This window comes from Rhodococcus sp. P-2, assembly GCF_016598535.1.
GTDB classification, from domain to species: Bacteria; Actinomycetota; Actinomycetes; order Mycobacteriales; family Mycobacteriaceae; genus Rhodococcus_F; species Rhodococcus_F baikonurensis.
This window is the reverse complement of the sequence record NZ_CP066779.1, coordinates 1,857,437-1,872,321: the sequence shown is the minus strand read 5'-3', so window position 1 is coordinate 1,872,321 and position 14,885 is coordinate 1,857,437. Positions and strand designations below refer to the sequence as shown.

The window sequence follows — 14,885 nt, the reverse complement described above, 5'->3', positions numbered from 1 at the left end:
CACTGCCGGTCAGTGAGAACATGGAGGCATGACGGATATCGAGGCTCGGCGGACCGGCCCGCGCAGGTGGCGTGGGCAGGAACCGGAAGACCGCCGCGCCGCGCGCCGGGCGCAGCTGATCGAAGCCGGATTGCAGATCATGGGCACCGAGGGCGCGGCTGCCGCGACCATGCGTGCGACGTGCCGCGAGGCCGCGCTGACCGAACGGTACTTCTACGAGAGCTTCACCAACCGTGACGAACTGTTGGTCGCCGTGCTCGACGAAGTCGTCCTCGGCGCTCGTGACACCATTCTGGACGCTCTCGGAGCCGCGCCTTCCGAACCGTCGGCCCTGATCCGTCACGTGGTGAAGGCCTTCACCAACTACGTATTCAAAGATCCGCGCCGTGGACGCATCATGTTCGTCGAATCCCAGGCGGAACCAGCCCTGTGGGACCGGGGGCGAGAACTGATGGCGGAGTTCACCAATCCGATTTCCGCGTCGCTGGAGCTGATGTACGGCGGCGAGACGGCCGACTCCGCCAACTCCGAACTCAACTCGGTGGGGCTGTTCGGCGCCCTCGCGTTCATCTATCAGGCGCACACCCCGTCCTCCAAGATCTCTCGAAAGCGGTTGGTGGAACACATTTCGCTCATGGTCGAGGCCCAGGCGACCGTCAACAGCACGCCGGCGAGAAAAGAATGAACTCGGTGCCGGTCGCCAGTGGAAAGCGTCTCGGACCCGAAGACCGCCGTGAACAGATCATTGTCAGCGCGGCAAAGGTTTTCGAGGAGAAGCCCTATGCCGACGTCTCGATGACCGAGTTGGCCAAGGCCGCTGGGGTCGGTCGTCCGCTGCTCAATCATTACTTCGGCTCCAAGCGCGAGTTGTATCTCGACGTCGTACGGCGATTCGTCTTCATCCCCGAAGTGGCGGTGGACCGCATTCCGCGATCGGCGAGCCAGGAGAAGCGGATCGCCGCCGTGATCGATCGGTGGCTCGACGTCGCCTGGCGTCATCGAGACATGTGGATCTCGACAGTCATGTCCGACGACCTTCGCCGTGATCCCGAGATGGATCGGATCCTGCAGGACGCGGACGACGTTGCCGCGCGACGCATGATGGATGCGCTCGAGATTCAACCGACTGAAGGCAGCAAGGCCGCTGTTCATTCGGTGATCGTGGCGTACGGAGGATTGGCGAAGGCCGCCAGTAAGCAGTGGTTGGTGACCGGGTCGCTGGACCGCGAACAGGTGCACCTTCTGCTGGTACGCAGCTTGCTGGCAATCGTGCGTGAAGTGCTGCCGGCCTGCGAGGCGGACTCCTGATGGCTCAGAGAGATCTCGCGACGAGGTCTTTCATGACCTCGTTCGATCCGGCGTAGATGCGCTGAATGCGAGCGTCGGCGTACATCTGGGCGATGGGATATTCGAGGACGTAGCCGTACCCGCCGTGCAGTTGTACGCACCGGTCGATCACGGCGCACTGCTGATCGGTGAGCCAGTACTTGGCCATCGCGGCGGTAGTCGCATCGAGCTGCCCGGCAAGGTATCTGACGATGCAGTCGTCGATGAACGTTCGTGAGATACGAGCGATGGACGCGCACTCGGCAAGTTCGAAGCGGGTGTTCTGCAGATCGAAGAGCGTTTGCCCGAACATGTTTCGCGATTTGGTGTACTCGACGGTGATGGCGACTGCACGCTCCATTGCCGCAGTGGCAGCAACCCCACAGATCAATCGTTCGGGCAGTAGCTGTTGCATCAGCTGGGCAAATCCTGTGCCTTCGCGGTCCCCGAGCAGGTTTGTCACCGGCACGCGCAAGCCGTCGAAGAACAACTCGGTGGTGTCCTGGCCCTTCTGTCCGACCTTCTCGAGTATTCGCCCGCGCTCGAAACCCGGTGTGTTGTCGTCGACCTCGGCCACGATGAGCGACACTCCTCGCGCTCCGAGGCTGGGATCGGTTTTGGCGGCAATGATCACCAGATCACAATTGCGGCCGTTGGAGATGAATGTCTTTGCGCCACTGATCAGATAGTCGTCACCGTCACGGACGGCGCGGGTGGTGATGTTCTGTAGGTCGGACCCGGTGCCGGGCTCGGTCATGGCGATTGCGCCCACCCATTCGCCGCTCACCAACTTCGGTAACCAGCGCAGTTTGTGCTCGTGATCGGCGTAGGCATTGAGGTAGTGCGGCACGATTCCCGAGTGCACACCGAGTTGGAGTGAATGATCACCTGCCATCACCTGCTCGTGAAACAGGACGGCGTCGTGTGCGAAAGTTCCTCCTCCGCCGCCGTACTCGGTGGGGATCGACATGCCGGCGAGCCCGAGTGTTCCGAGTTCCCGATATGCAGACTTGTCGGGAAAACCCTGGTCCGCGAAGCGTTTCTGGTGCGGTGTCACGTGTTTGGCGAAGAAGTTCCTCGCCAGGTCGCCAACGGACTCCAATTCGTCGTCCATCCACGGGGACCGTCGTTCTGTGGTCCGGGTTGCAGCGACTGCGGTTGATCCTTGCGTCATCGTGATTTCTCCCGATCGATGAAGTGCGACCCGCGAGCGGATCTGACCCCACCTATCATCCACACTGTTGACGGTGTGTCAATAAGGGAGTGGTCGAATCGACCTCCAGACCCGCCTCGAATGCCACGTCGCCCGCCCGCAAGAATGGGACGACACAGACACGAACAGGCCGGCGCGAAGGATGGGCAGTGGACCCCGAAGAAACATCAGCGGGTCACGAGTCCAGCCTCCCGGCACCGCAGCCGGCGCGCAGCGTCCTGTTCGGATTGCCGCCGGTGGGAAACCGGTATCCAGGAGCTGTTCGGGTCGCACTCGCCCTGGCGATTCCGGCGTCCATCGCCACGCTGCTCGGATTCGGACCTTCTTCACTCCTGGTCGGCCTCGGCGCGTTCGCGTCGATCTACGGTGAGGGGCGCCCGTACCGGAGCAGATGGAAGGCAGTCGGTATCGCCGCGACGGTGCTGACGATCCTGTCCTTCATCGGGGCGTCGGTCGGGGAGCCGGTCCACCGAGCCATCGCCGAGGGCGCGCCGACGGTTCTCCTGGTCTTCGTCGTACTGATCATGGCGGTCGTGGTCGCGACGTGCGCCTTTACCGTCGACGCACTTCGATTGGGCCCACCGGGCGCGTTCTTCCTACTGCTCACCACCGAGATCAGCTCCGTGATCGCCACTCCCGGCCAGCCGCCGGTCGAGGTCGCGACGTGGACGGCTGTCGGCGGGATCAGCGCGGTGGTCGTCTCGATGACGGGCATCCTGTGGGCACCGAGAGCGATAGAGCGCAGCGTGGTACAGGCAGCTGTTTCGGCCGTTGCGGAGTACACGGAAGCACAGGCGACGTACGCCCCGCCGGAGTTGGCGCGAGACAAGCGCCACGCTGCCGCGCTTCGCCTGCACGACGCGTGGCAGTGCCTGTACCGCGGCGCAATCGTCGGGAAGGACCACCCGTTGACCCGCGAACTCCAACGAGCGCAGATCTCGATGGCAAGGGCGATCTCCGACGACCACGATCCCGAACTCATGGCGGACCCCGCATTCGACGTCGACGAGGTCGGTGCTCATCCACCTCTGCCGGATCCGACGATCCGGTATCGGTTCCTCCGCGCCTGCAATCCGTCCAGCCGAGCGTCGATCACGGCCCTTCGGCTGTCAGTGGCCTGTATGGCGGCGGGAACCCTCACTGTTCTGCTCGGCATCGATCGCCCGGACTGGGCGGTGATCGCCGCTGCGATGGTCCTTCACCAGGGGCCGGATCGGATACTGGGCACCTATCGCGGAATCCATCGCATCGGCGGAACCGTTGTCGGGTTGATTCTGTTGGGCGTCATCTATGCATGGGGTCCGACCGGTCTGTGGATGGTGGCGGTGCTTGCCGTCCTGATGGCGGGGATCGAGCTGTTCCTGGTGCGGAACTACGGGATCGCCGTCATCTTCATCACCGCCCTGGCCATTCTCCTCGGCGCTGCCGGTGGTGCGCACGGGACCGTCCAGCATCTGATTCTCAGCCGCATGCTCGAGACGGCAATCGGAGTCGTGGTGGCGTTGATCGTCCTGTGGACGGTCGGACGCGGGGCACATCGACGGACTTTGGTCTGGGTGGACGAACGCGCCGGCAGTGTCCTGTTCAAGCTGCTGACCGAAATCCGCGCAAGGCACTATGCACCACAGGCGAATTGGTCCGAGCTTTCCGCGCTTCGTCGCGACCTGGACTTCGAACTGCGAGGCAGCACGATGGCCGGGATCGACGCCGCCCACAACGAACCCGAATGGGCGTCGCAGCGGTGGGGAACGCACACCGCACTACATCACCTGGGATCGGATGTGCTGCACCGGCTGTGGTTCGGAACGCAGGTGTCCAGGTCTCACCTCGAAGAATGGGAGTCTCGCTACTTGCGCTCGGGTTCGGTGTGATCGAGCATCGGCACAGCGCTGAACTTGGCTGGATTCGCGATGTCGTAGGCCGCGCACACAACTCCGTCGCGAACGGTGAAGCCGGCGACTCGCGCGGCGAACTGTGGGTACTGGTCGTCCCCGGGTGAGCCGGCGAATACACCGCCGAGCTGTCCATTGACGAGAACCGGTGACATCGAGAACACCGCAGCGGGTCCGTACTTGCGCGCCAATCCCAGGTAGAACCGCGCCACGCGATCACTGCCACGGACGATGTTGACCGCCGTGCGGGTGGTTCCGCCTGCGTCACCGATCAGCACGGCATCGGGATCGAGTGCATCGATCACGGCGTTCAGATCTCCACTCGCGATAGCCGTCACCAATCGTTCGACTGCGGCGGAATGCTCCTCGCTGCTGACCGGTACCGGCGCCGATGCTGCGGCTTTCCGAGCCCGTGAAGCCAACTGTCGGGCGGCGGCGACTTCGATGTCGAGGATGCGGGCCACCTCGGCGAACGGTACGTCGAAGCCGTCGTGCAGGACGAAGGCGACTCGTTGAGCGGGCGTGAGGGTGTCCAGGACGACGAGGGCAGCAAAGCGACTCTGTTCCTGAGCCACCACGTACGCGAGCGGATCGGGTGTCGCTGAGGGTGTGCTCGCGGTGGCGTCGACGGCCGTGACGATCGGCTCCGGAAGCCACTGTCCTACATAGCTTTCTCTGCGCACCGCGGCCGACTTGAGATGATCGAGACAGATCCGCCCGACAACGGTGGTGAGCCATCCGCGCAGTTCGCGGATCTCGAGGTCGGCACCTTCGCGTGATTGCGCGACTTGCAAGCGTATCCAAGTTTCCTGCACCGCGTCCTGGGCGTCACTGAAACTGCCGGTGAGCCGGTAGGCCACCGACGTCAGATGGCCACGGTGTTGCTCGAAGTCTTGCGCAGTCGTCGGCGAAAGCATGCCATCATGATACGGACCTGACACTTTAAATCCGGCATGAATGTAACCGTTGACCCAGGTAGTGGGTGCCGACGTATGGTTTCGGCACTGCTTACGGCTCGATTCCGTCGTCACATTCATTGGAGTCCCACGTGTTTCGGTCTTTCCCGCTCATGTCGCTCAACTGTTGTCGTTGAACTGACATTCCCCACACCTGCCTGTGCCGAGCGCCGCACACGGCGCTCCGGACAGGTGTAGCCGAGAACTGAACCAATCATCTTCTACAGGAAGCCACTTCATGATTCGCCCTCGTTTCGCGCGCTCGGTAGCCGCGGTCGTCGCTCTTGTCACTCTGTCCAGCCTCGCCGTTGCCTGCTCGGGCTCCTCCGACGAAGTGGTCAAGACCGCCGACGGCAAGACCGTCCTGCGGTACGAAGGCAGCACCGGACAGGTCATCTACCCCGAGTTGGCCGCCGACCTCGGCTACTTCAACGACGTGGAGCTCAACTGGATCGGTGACACGACCAGCGGCCCTCAGAGCATTCAGAACGCGGCGACCGGTCAAACCGAGTTCGGTGGAGCGTTCAACGGTGCCGTGGTGAAGTTGGCTTCCGCAGGTTCGCCGATCACCTCGGTCATCGGGTACTACGGCTCGGACAAGGAGAGCTTCAACGGGTACTACGTGCTCGACGACAGTCCGATCAAGTCTGCGAAGGACTTGATCGGCAAGAAGGTCGGGATGAATACCCTCGGCGCGCACCACGAGTTCGTCGTGCGTGAATGGCTTGCGCGGCAGGGGCTTACGCCGGACGAGATCAAGCAGGTGGAATTGATCGTGGTGCCGCCGGTCAACACGGAACAAGCGCTGCGGCAGGGACAGATCGACGTCGCCACTCTCGGCTCGGTCTTCCGCGACTCCGCGCTCGAACGTGGTGGTCTTCGTGAGCTGTTCACGGACGAGTCGCTGTTCGGCTCGTTCACATACGGCACGTTGGTGTTCCGTGACGACTACATCGCGCAGAACAAGGAGGCGGTCGCCGATTTCGTTCAGGGAACAGCGCGAGCCATCCGCTGGACTCAGACGCACCCGCGTGAGGAAGTGATCGCGAAGCTGACCTCGATCATCAACAACCGAGGACGCAACGAGGACACCAAGCTCATCAGCTACTGGAAGAGTCCGGGAGTCGCCGGCCCCGGCGGAACGATCACCGATACCGAGATCAGCACGTGGATCGACTGGCTCACCCGAAACGGCGAACTCGAAGAGGGGAAGTTGAAGCCGTCGGACATCTACACCAACGAGTTCAATCCATACGCCAACGGAACGTATTCACCCGACAGCGGCGCTGACGGACAGGCACTGGAGGCAGCAAAATGAGCATAGAACCGAAACTACGGCTCGAGCACGTCACCAAACAGTTCGACATTCGTGGGACCGACGAGGTTTTCACCGCAGTCGAGGACATCAACATCGACGTGGCGCCGGGGGAGTTCCTGGTACTCGTAGGGCCGAGTGGTTGCGGCAAGTCAACTCTCCTTGACCTTCTCGGTGGACTCAGTTCACCCACTTCCGGTCGAATCCTTCTGGACGGCAAGCAGATCACCGGCCCCGGCTTGGACAGGGGGATCGTCTTCCAGCAGTACGCACTGCTTCCGTGGCGCACTGCACGTCACAACATCGAGTTCGGACTCGAGGCGAAGGGCGTCAAGAAGAGCGAGCGACGCGAACTCGCCGAGCACTACCTCGAACTGGTCGGTCTGCAAGGCTTCGCGGATCGCTATCCGCACGAGTTGTCCGGCGGAATGAAGCAGCGAGTTGCGATTGCTCGCAGCCTGGCCTTCGATCCCGAGGTGTTGCTGATGGACGAACCGTTTGCAGCCCTGGACGCACAGACACGGGAGTCGCTGCAGGATGAGCTTCTGCGCATCTGGAAGGCCACCGGCAAGACGATCCTGTTCATCACCCACGGAATCGACGAGGCCATCTACCTCGGACAACGTGTTGCCGTGCTGACCTCGAGGCCGGGGCGCGTCAAGACGATCGTCGACATCGACATCGACAGGTCCGGCGACGACGTGCGATCCGGTGAGGAGTTCCGAGTGTTCCGGCACCGGATCTGGACACTGCTGCACGGTGAAGTCGAGCGCGCCCGCGCCGGCGAACTCGATCCCGCCAAGGAGGTTGCACATGTCTAGCGCATTGGCAACGCCGGACGTGGTCGTCGACCCGAAACCGTTGCCCGAGAAAACACCTGACATTGCGCAGCGGAGCCAGGCCGGCGGTAAGGCGGCGCGTTACGTCGGTTCCGCCGCGTGGCGGATCGCCAAGCCGTCGATTGCGATCGCGATTTTCCTCGGGATCTGGGAAGCGGCATCTCGGCTCGGGCTGGTGGACAAGGTTTTCCTCCCACCCTTCACCGAAGTCGTGTCCGCATTCTTCACCCTCGCCGAGAACGGGCAACTGCAAGAACATGTTTCAGCCAGCCTGACGCGTGCGCTGACCGGATTCTTCGTGGCCATCGCGATCGCGATTCCGTTGGGAATTGCGATCGCCTGGTACCGCCCGGTCTCCGACTTCCTCAACCCGATTCTCGAATTGTTCCGTAACACTGCAGCCTTGGCGCTGCTTCCCGTCTTCGTGCTGATTCTGGGAATCGGTGAGGAATCGAAGATCGCCCTGGTGATCTACGCCTGCACCTTCCCGATTCTGCTCAACACCATTTCCGGTGTCCGCACGGTCGATCCGCTGCTGATCAAGTCCGCTGCCTCGCTGGGGTTCTCCTCGATTCGGCTGTTCCAGAAGGTGGTTCTACCCGCTGCGGTGCCCACGATCTTCACCGGAATTCGCATGGCCGCCGCATCGTCGATTCTCGTGCTGATCGCCGCCGAAATGGTCGGGGCCAAAGCCGGTCTCGGGTATCTGATCACCGCCTCACAGCTCAACTTCCAGATCCCGAACATGTACGCGGGTATCGTCGCGATCTCGTTGCTGGGTCTGACGATCAACGCGATTCTGGTCCTGATCGAACGTCGGCTCTCGCGCTGGCGCGTCACGACCTGACCACACTTTCACGGAAAGATTCTGCGAACTCATGTCCGAACGACAATTTCATCTGAACGCCTTCCTGATGGGCGTCGGCCATCACGAGGCGGCGTGGCGCCACCCACACACAAATGCGGCCAACCTTCTGGACGTCAAGCACTTCCAGGAGTTGGGAAGGATCGCCGAACGAGGAAAGCTGGACTCGGTGTTCTTCGCCGACGGACTGGCGGTCGGCCCGCGGGTCAAGCACAACACGCAGGCGATCTTCGAACCCGTGACCCTGCTCTCGGCGATCGCTGCAGCCACCGACAAGGTGGGTCTGATTGCGACGGCGTCGACCAGTTACAGCGATCCGTACACTCTCGCAAGAAAGTTCGCTTCCCTCGACCACATCAGCGGGGGACGCGGCGGATGGAATATCGTCACGTCGGCCGGCGCCGACGAGGCGGCCAACTTCGGCCTCGATGCAGTACCGGCGCACAGCGGTCGTTACGAGCGTGCCGAGGAGTTTCTGGACGTGACGCTCGGACTCTGGGACAGTTGGGAAGAGGGAGCCGTTGTCCTGGACGAAGAGACCGGAATCTTCGCCGATCCTGATCGTGTCCATCGGATCGACCACGACGGTGAACGATTCACGGTCGCCGGTCCACTCAATTCGCCGAGGTCTCCGCAGGGACGTCCGCTGCTGGTGCAGGCCGGTTCCTCCGAGAGCGGTAAGGATTTCGCGGCGAGATATGCCGAAGCCGTGTTCACCGCTCAACGGACTCTCGAGCAGGGGCAGGATTTCTACAACGATCTCAAAGCTCGGCTGATCAAGTACGGGCGTAGTCCCGACGAGATCAAGGTGCTGCCGGGCATCGTTCCCTTCATCGCGGATACGGAAGAAGAAGCCAAGGCCCTGGAGCAGTCGTTCACGGACCTGATCTCTCCGGAGTATTCACTGCGCCAACTCTCGAACATGGTGGGCGTCGATCTCACCGAACATTCCCTGGACGCCCCGCTGCCGCCACTGCCGGACATCGATCGGATTCAGGGAAACAAGAGTCGATACCAACTCGTCAAAGACCTTGCAGAGAGCGAAAAGCTGACCGTTCGAGAGTTGATCGGCAAACTCGGTGGTGGCCGAGGACATCGGACGTTCGCCGGGACACCGGAGCAGGTGGCCGACGAGTTGACCGAATGGTTCGACAAGGGCGCCGCGGACGGCTTCAACATCATGCCGCCGTACCTGCCGGGTGGGCTCGAGGTCTTTGTCGATCGGGTCGTGCCGATTCTGCAGGCGCGTGGGCTCTTCCGAACCGAGTACACCGAATCCACCCTGCGGGGCCACTACGGCCTCGATCGTCCGGCGAACCGGTTTTCGCGGGCCGCTGACGCGGCAGAAGTGAGCGCGTGACGGAAACTGTACCCAAGGAACAGCCGGCGATTGCCGGGCTCAAGCCGCTGGTGACAACGGTTTTCGTGCCGGCGGCCATCTTCGGGATCGGTCAGGGTGCGGCTGCCCCCATCATGGCCGTGACAGCCCGGGATCTGGGTGCGTCGGTCGCCGTCGCCGGCCTGATCGTTGCCCTCGGTGGTTTGGGCGCCGTACTCGGTGACCTCCCGGCCGGACGGATAGTGTCGCGTTTCGGTGAGCGAAGATCGATCATCGGCGGAAGTTCCTTGGGTGCAACAGGAGTGGTGATCTGCCTGCTTGCGCAGACTCCGTGGATGCTGGGAGTCGGAGCACTGCTGACCGGACTGGCGAATGCGGTGTGGGGCCTCGCGAGGCAGAGCTACCTCGCCGAGACCGTGCCACTCGGGCTACGGGCCCGAGCGATGTCGTCGTTCGCGGCGATGTGGCGGTTGGGTTTCTTCCTGGGACCGCTCATCGGTGCCGGCGTGATTCTCCTGGTGGGAGCGCGCGGAGGATTCCTGGTCCAGTTGGTGGGCGTCGTACTCGCCGGGGCACTGATGGCTCGCGTTCCCGACCCGCCGCGAAAGGCGCAGGCGGGCATCGGCGATCACGGGCACGTCACCCTCCCGGACATCCTTCGCCGTCATCGTGCCGCCCTGTCGACGCTCGGGACAGGCTCCCTTCTTATGGGCGCAGCCCGTGCTTCGCGGGAGGCGGTTCTGCCACTGTGGGCATTGCACCTCGGGTTGGATGCAGCCCAGGTGAGTGTGATCTTCGGTATCGGTGCGGCCGTGGACCTGCTGTGCTCGTACCCGGCCGGACACATCATGGACCGGTACGGCCGCAGGCTGGTCGCGGTGCCTTCTCTGACGGTGATCGGTGTGTCGTACCTGATGCTGCCGTTCTCGACGGGTGCACTGGGGCTGACCGCGGTCGCCGTCGTGATGGGGATCGGCAACGGATTGGGCAACGGCGTGATCATGACTCTCGGTGCCGATATCGCTCCGCCCGAGGAGCGCGCCGAGTTCCTCGCTGCATGGCGATTGACCCACGACACGGGCATGTTCGGTGGGCCGCTCGCGATCGGTCTTCTCGCCGCGGTGTTCCCGCTCGGGTGGGCATTCGCCGCCCTGGGCGCGACTTCGTTCGCCGGCGCAGCAATGATGTTCCGCTTCATTCCGGTCTACTCGCCGCGGGTGTCACCCCGCTCGCGCGTCGGGAAACGGTAGGTACGCTCGCTACATGCGATTCGGACTGTTCGTACCTCAAGGCTGGCGTCTGGACCTGGTCGGCATCGACCCCGCGAAGCAGTGGGAGGTGATGCGAGACTTCACGCTGCGCGCGGAGGCAGGGCCGTGGGAATCGGTGTGGGTCTACGACCACTTCCACACCGTTCCCCAGCCGACGGAAGAAGCGACTCACGAGGCGTGGACATTGATGGCCGCACTCGGTGCGTCGACGTCGCGTATCCGACTCGGCCAGATGTGTACCGCCATGAGCTACCGCAACCCGGCGTACCTCGCCAAGGTCGCTGCAACCACCGACCTCATCACGGGTGGACGCGTCGAGATGGGAATCGGCGGTGGATGGTACGAGCAGGAGTGGCGCGCATACGGCTACGGCTTCCCCTCTGCCGGTGAGCGACTGGGCCGACTCGACGAAGGAATCCAGATCATGCAGCAGGCGTGGTCGACCGGCAGCGCCACGCTCGACGGCAAGTACTACCAGGTCGACGGAGCGCTGTGCCGCCCACTTCCGTTGCAAGAGGGCGGAATTCCCATCTGGGTTGCCGGCGGCGGCGAGAAGGTCACACTCAAGATCGCGGCCAAGTACGCGCAGTACACCAACTTCGACGGCGCCCCGGAGGGCTTCGTACACAAGTCGGAGATCCTGAAGAAGCACTGCGACACCGTCGGTACCGACTTCGACGCCATCGTCCGTTCGGCCAACTACAACGTGGCCATCGGCGCGACGGAAGCCGAGGTGGCTCAGCGGTTGGAGACACTGAAAGCCAGACTGACGCCGCTGGTCGGCGAAGCTGCCGCCGATGCGTCGCTCGACGCCTTCCGCGGAATGCCTGCCGTGGGTACACCCGAGCAGATCATCGAGAACCTGTCGGCGCTCAAGGCGCAGGGACTCGAGTACGGAATCTTCTACTTCCCCGAGGCCGCGTACGACACGTCGGGAATCGAGATGTTCGAGAAGGAAGTGCTTCCCGCGCTCGCGTAACCGTTGGGGCTAGCGCAGGGAGTCGGGAAGATCGGCCGGTTTGATCAGAACCCGGCGATCGGGGTGAGTGCGAACTTCTTCGGAGTCGGGAATCCGGCTCTGCAGGAAGTTCCACTCGCTCGCGCTGACAGCGGCGATCGCTCGTGCCAGGACGGCCGAGTCCTTGGTTCCCCATTCGATCGGCATGGGACTGACCATCTGCCAGGTGTCTGCCTTGCTTCGGGTGGAACGATCCGAACGCAGCGCCACCGACGGAATGCGGTCGCCGACTCGCCACTTCGGATTGAGTCGAACGTTGCGGCTGACGAGCGCGTACTTCGGCGCCCCGGCGGCCGGCTTCGCGATGTCGATCAGCGCGGTCAGCGTCGCCGCACGCGGGTGGACCTCGGTGACGATCGCAGGGACCAGTGGGTTGTTCGCATACAGAGATTCGACGCTTCCCACCTTGCGGGGCGCCCACACCGCCACCCACAGTGAACTGGCCGCACCGATGGCGAGGACCGCGCCGATGATGATGGACCACACCTCGCCCATGCTGATCAGCCAGGCCCCGACGGCGGCGAGGACGATCGCGAAGATCACCGCAGAAATCTGCAGGCGGCGTACGTCGGCCAGTGTGTCGTTGACCGACTTGGCGTGAGCCTTGTCGACGGTGAACTGGAAGTCAGCCACGAAAAGTTCCTTCGGGTGGTGCCGGACGATCTAGGACCGGCCCCCGATCGCGCGGGGACCGTCCACCAGCGTAGCTAGTTTCGCGCGCGCTCCCACATCTGCAGGTAAGCCTCGGCGCCTCGGCTCATGTCCTCGATGATGGTGTCGCCGTCGGCTCCCGCAGCGATGCGCATGTCCGCGATCCAATCGGGAATCATCCCGTACTGCGCCACACCGTCGGTGTTCACGTCGAAAATCCGGGTGCCGGCGCGCTGCTGGTCCATGACCGTGCCGTCGAAGGCGGTGTACGGATACTGCAGCGGATTTTCGGCGGCGTCACCGCGCGGTGCGGCCTGCGGCCCGAAGCCGTTGGTGTCGGCGCCGTAGCCGAAACCGAAGTAGTAGTTCTCGCTTCGCATCGCCCGCGCGTCGCGCCATTGGTCGATGAATCCACGCTCTTCGGGCTTCTCGTCCGACGCGTCCAGTTGCCCGGCGTACAGGGCGACGAAACCGCCGAGCGCGTAGATCCGCTTGTACAGGCTCGGGTCGCTCCAGCTGTGACTGGAAACGACTCCGGAGTAATTCGCGGCTTCGAGAATATCGAGGGCTGCTTCGGCGGTCTTGACGCTCATGTGGTCGATGTCGACGATCATTCCTCGATCCATCAAACCCCTGATCGTGTATGCGCCCAGATCGGTGAGGCCATGTGAATTACATTGCGGACCAGAGGGGTACACCGGAAGCGTCACTCCGGGTGGGAGTACGGCGAGAAGATTCTGTGCGCCGTCGACCTTGGTGGGCAGCACGTTGTCCTCGGCGACGCCGGTGCATGATTCCGATTGCCAGAACTCCCCGGTACCCAGGTAGTTGCCGATGTTGACGGCGACGCCGGTGACGCCGCCGTCGAAACGGGCACCGCCCAGAGCGTTGTCGAACTTGTGCGTGACGATCATCTGCCGGACACCCAGGTCGTACAACTCGTCCAGGCCGCGGTCGATGTCGTCCTCGGTGCACTGCGGAATCCCGTTACGCACAGAGCAACCGAAAGGTTCGGATACCTCCACCCCGAGGGTGACGGCGAGCTTTCCGTCGGCGGCCACCTGCCTGGCTTGTTCGGGGGAGCTCACGATGCGGAACCATCCGCGGCCGGGTCCGCCGTACTGGGCGTCGATGTAGTCCTGGAGTTCGCGTGTCTGCTGCGCCTGGATTCGGACGGTCTCCATCTCGTCGCAGGGATTCCGTTTGCTCGGATACAGCTCGCACAGGACCCGATTGGCGACAAAGAGATTGGTGAAGATGCGTAGTCCGCCGCGCCAGGCCCGTTCGACCCATTTGTAGTACGTCTGCTCGTGTGTCAGGGAATCGTGCGCCGGCCAGTCGGCGAAGCTGGGCCAGCCGGTGGTGTCGTGAGTTTCGAAGGGATTTCCGTACGACAGAACGTTTTCGAGGAGGGCCGGTATCCCGTCGGGTTGATGGTCCGGGCAGTCGACGAGCGCTGCGGTGACGCCCTGTGGATCGAAAGGTCGGCCGCAGTGCAGGTTTCCGCCCATGAACTCGGAAGCATTCATGTGCACGTGTGTGTCGATGAATCCGGTGACTTCACCGTTCGGCCCGATTTCTCCCGGAACACCGCTTGCACCCACTTCTGCTTCGGGGAAAACGGCGCAGCCGTCGCGGGGGATCAGAGTGAACGCCGATTCGGGAACGTCACCGGGATCGGACATCGTGAGCATCAAGTCTCGCGAGATCAGTTGGCGGCCGTTCGAGGTCGCGGTCAGAACGAAGGACTCGCCGGTGGACATCACGGTCCAGTCGGTGGACGGAGCTGCTTCGGAGGTGGCGAGAACGGAGTCTGCGCCGTCGTGCGAGAGCATCGACCCGTCCGGGCCGTACAGCATGAAACGGCCCAACTGGGCCGCGTGTAGGCGGAACGGTTCGGCGTCGGCGGCTTTCGTGGAATCGGTGAGGTACGCGGTTCCGTCACGGCGCACGAAATCACCGGACTCCGTGCGAAGTGCGTAGCAGCCGTTCGCAAGTGCGTACACCGAGTTCTGCGCGCCAGGAGCTGGACTCGGTGCCGCAGCACTGACGCCGGTCGTGGCGACGACGACGGCGGCAGTCAGCAGCGAGATGGTTCCGGCGAGCCGACCCCGTAGACGTGGAACTGAGCGCATGGTGCTGGTGACTCCCGGCCGATGGACACGACTGTGACAGGGGACACTCTACAGATAACTGGACG

General features: G+C 63.2%; 13 protein-coding genes. 9 read left to right on the top strand and 4 right to left on the bottom strand.

Annotated features, from left to right (window positions below; translation table 11 throughout):
* Nucleotides 1-28: 28 nt before the first annotated feature.
* Complete coding sequence (locus I7X09_RS08835; protein WP_124567585.1) at nucleotides 29-685, top strand: TetR/AcrR family transcriptional regulator; 657 nt, start codon at nucleotides 29-31, stop codon at nucleotides 683-685.
* A 5-nt stretch (nucleotides 686-690) separates the two neighbouring features.
* On the top strand, nucleotides 691-1,308 hold the full coding sequence (locus I7X09_RS08830) for a TetR/AcrR family transcriptional regulator (RefSeq protein WP_234036857.1): 618 nt from the start codon (nucleotides 691-693) through the stop codon (nucleotides 1,306-1,308).
* Between the two features lie 4 nt (nucleotides 1,309-1,312).
* Here the strand turns inward: I7X09_RS08830 and I7X09_RS08825 are convergent, their stop codons facing one another.
* The gene (locus I7X09_RS08825; protein WP_095968814.1) at nucleotides 1,313-2,500 is read right to left on the bottom strand and encodes an acyl-CoA dehydrogenase family protein; all 1,188 of its coding nucleotides are present in this window, start codon (nucleotides 2,498-2,500) and stop codon (nucleotides 1,313-1,315) included.
* A 188-nt stretch (nucleotides 2,501-2,688) separates the two neighbouring features.
* Here I7X09_RS08825 and I7X09_RS08820 point away from each other — a divergent pair, with 188 nt between their 5' ends.
* Nucleotides 2,689-4,410 carry an FUSC family protein gene (locus tag I7X09_RS08820; RefSeq protein WP_200316416.1) on the top strand — a complete coding sequence of 574 codons (1,722 nt, stop codon included), beginning with the start codon at nucleotides 2,689-2,691 and terminating at the stop codon, nucleotides 4,408-4,410.
* Here the strand turns inward: I7X09_RS08820 and I7X09_RS08815 are convergent.
* Nucleotides 4,386-5,348, bottom strand: a complete 963-nt coding sequence (locus I7X09_RS08815) for a sigma-70 family RNA polymerase sigma factor (protein WP_200316415.1) — start codon at nucleotides 5,346-5,348, stop codon at nucleotides 4,386-4,388. The genes I7X09_RS08820 and I7X09_RS08815 overlap by 25 nt on opposite strands.
* A 277-nt stretch (nucleotides 5,349-5,625) precedes the next feature.
* Between I7X09_RS08815 and I7X09_RS08810 the strand changes: the two genes are divergently transcribed.
* The 6 genes from I7X09_RS08810 to I7X09_RS08785 are packed head-to-tail and all read left to right on the top strand — an operon-like array spanning nucleotide 5,626 to nucleotide 11,995.
* Nucleotides 5,626-6,705 (top strand): ABC transporter substrate-binding protein, encoded by a 1,080-nt coding sequence (locus I7X09_RS08810; RefSeq protein ID WP_200316414.1) that lies wholly within the window; start codon nucleotides 5,626-5,628, stop codon nucleotides 6,703-6,705.
* On the top strand, nucleotides 6,702-7,523 hold the full coding sequence (locus I7X09_RS08805; RefSeq protein ID WP_200316413.1) for an ABC transporter ATP-binding protein: 822 nt from the start codon (nucleotides 6,702-6,704) through the stop codon (nucleotides 7,521-7,523). The genes I7X09_RS08810 and I7X09_RS08805 overlap by 4 nt, the downstream gene beginning before the upstream one ends.
* On the top strand, nucleotides 7,516-8,388 hold the full coding sequence (locus I7X09_RS08800; protein ID WP_200316412.1) for an ABC transporter permease: 873 nt from the start codon (nucleotides 7,516-7,518) through the stop codon (nucleotides 8,386-8,388). The genes I7X09_RS08805 and I7X09_RS08800 overlap by 8 nt, the downstream gene beginning before the upstream one ends.
* 31 nt (nucleotides 8,389-8,419) lie before the next feature.
* Nucleotides 8,420-9,766: an LLM class flavin-dependent oxidoreductase gene (locus I7X09_RS08795; RefSeq protein WP_200316411.1), complete on the top strand. Its 1,347-nt coding sequence runs from the start codon at nucleotides 8,420-8,422 to the stop codon at nucleotides 9,764-9,766.
* Nucleotides 9,763-10,995 (top strand): MFS transporter, encoded by a 1,233-nt coding sequence (locus tag I7X09_RS08790; protein WP_200316410.1) that lies wholly within the window; start codon nucleotides 9,763-9,765, stop codon nucleotides 10,993-10,995. Before I7X09_RS08795 ends, I7X09_RS08790 begins: the two co-directional genes overlap by 4 nt.
* Nucleotides 10,996-11,008: 13 nt before the next feature.
* The gene (locus I7X09_RS08785; RefSeq protein ID WP_200316409.1) at nucleotides 11,009-11,995 is read left to right on the top strand and encodes an LLM class F420-dependent oxidoreductase; all 987 of its coding nucleotides are present in this window, start codon (nucleotides 11,009-11,011) and stop codon (nucleotides 11,993-11,995) included.
* Nucleotides 11,996-12,004: 9 nt separating this feature from the next.
* On the opposite strand, the gene I7X09_RS08780 is transcribed toward I7X09_RS08785, so the two are convergent.
* Together I7X09_RS08780 and I7X09_RS08775 are read right to left on the bottom strand one after the other, a co-directional pair.
* The gene (locus I7X09_RS08780; protein WP_095968822.1) at nucleotides 12,005-12,667 is read right to left on the bottom strand and encodes a DUF3239 domain-containing protein; all 663 of its coding nucleotides are present in this window, start codon (nucleotides 12,665-12,667) and stop codon (nucleotides 12,005-12,007) included.
* A gap of 74 nt (nucleotides 12,668-12,741) precedes the next feature.
* Nucleotides 12,742-14,820, bottom strand: coding sequence for a peptidase (locus tag I7X09_RS08775; protein WP_200316408.1), 2,079 nt, complete (start codon nucleotides 14,818-14,820; stop codon nucleotides 12,742-12,744).
* Between the last annotated feature and the right edge of the window lie 65 nt (nucleotides 14,821-14,885).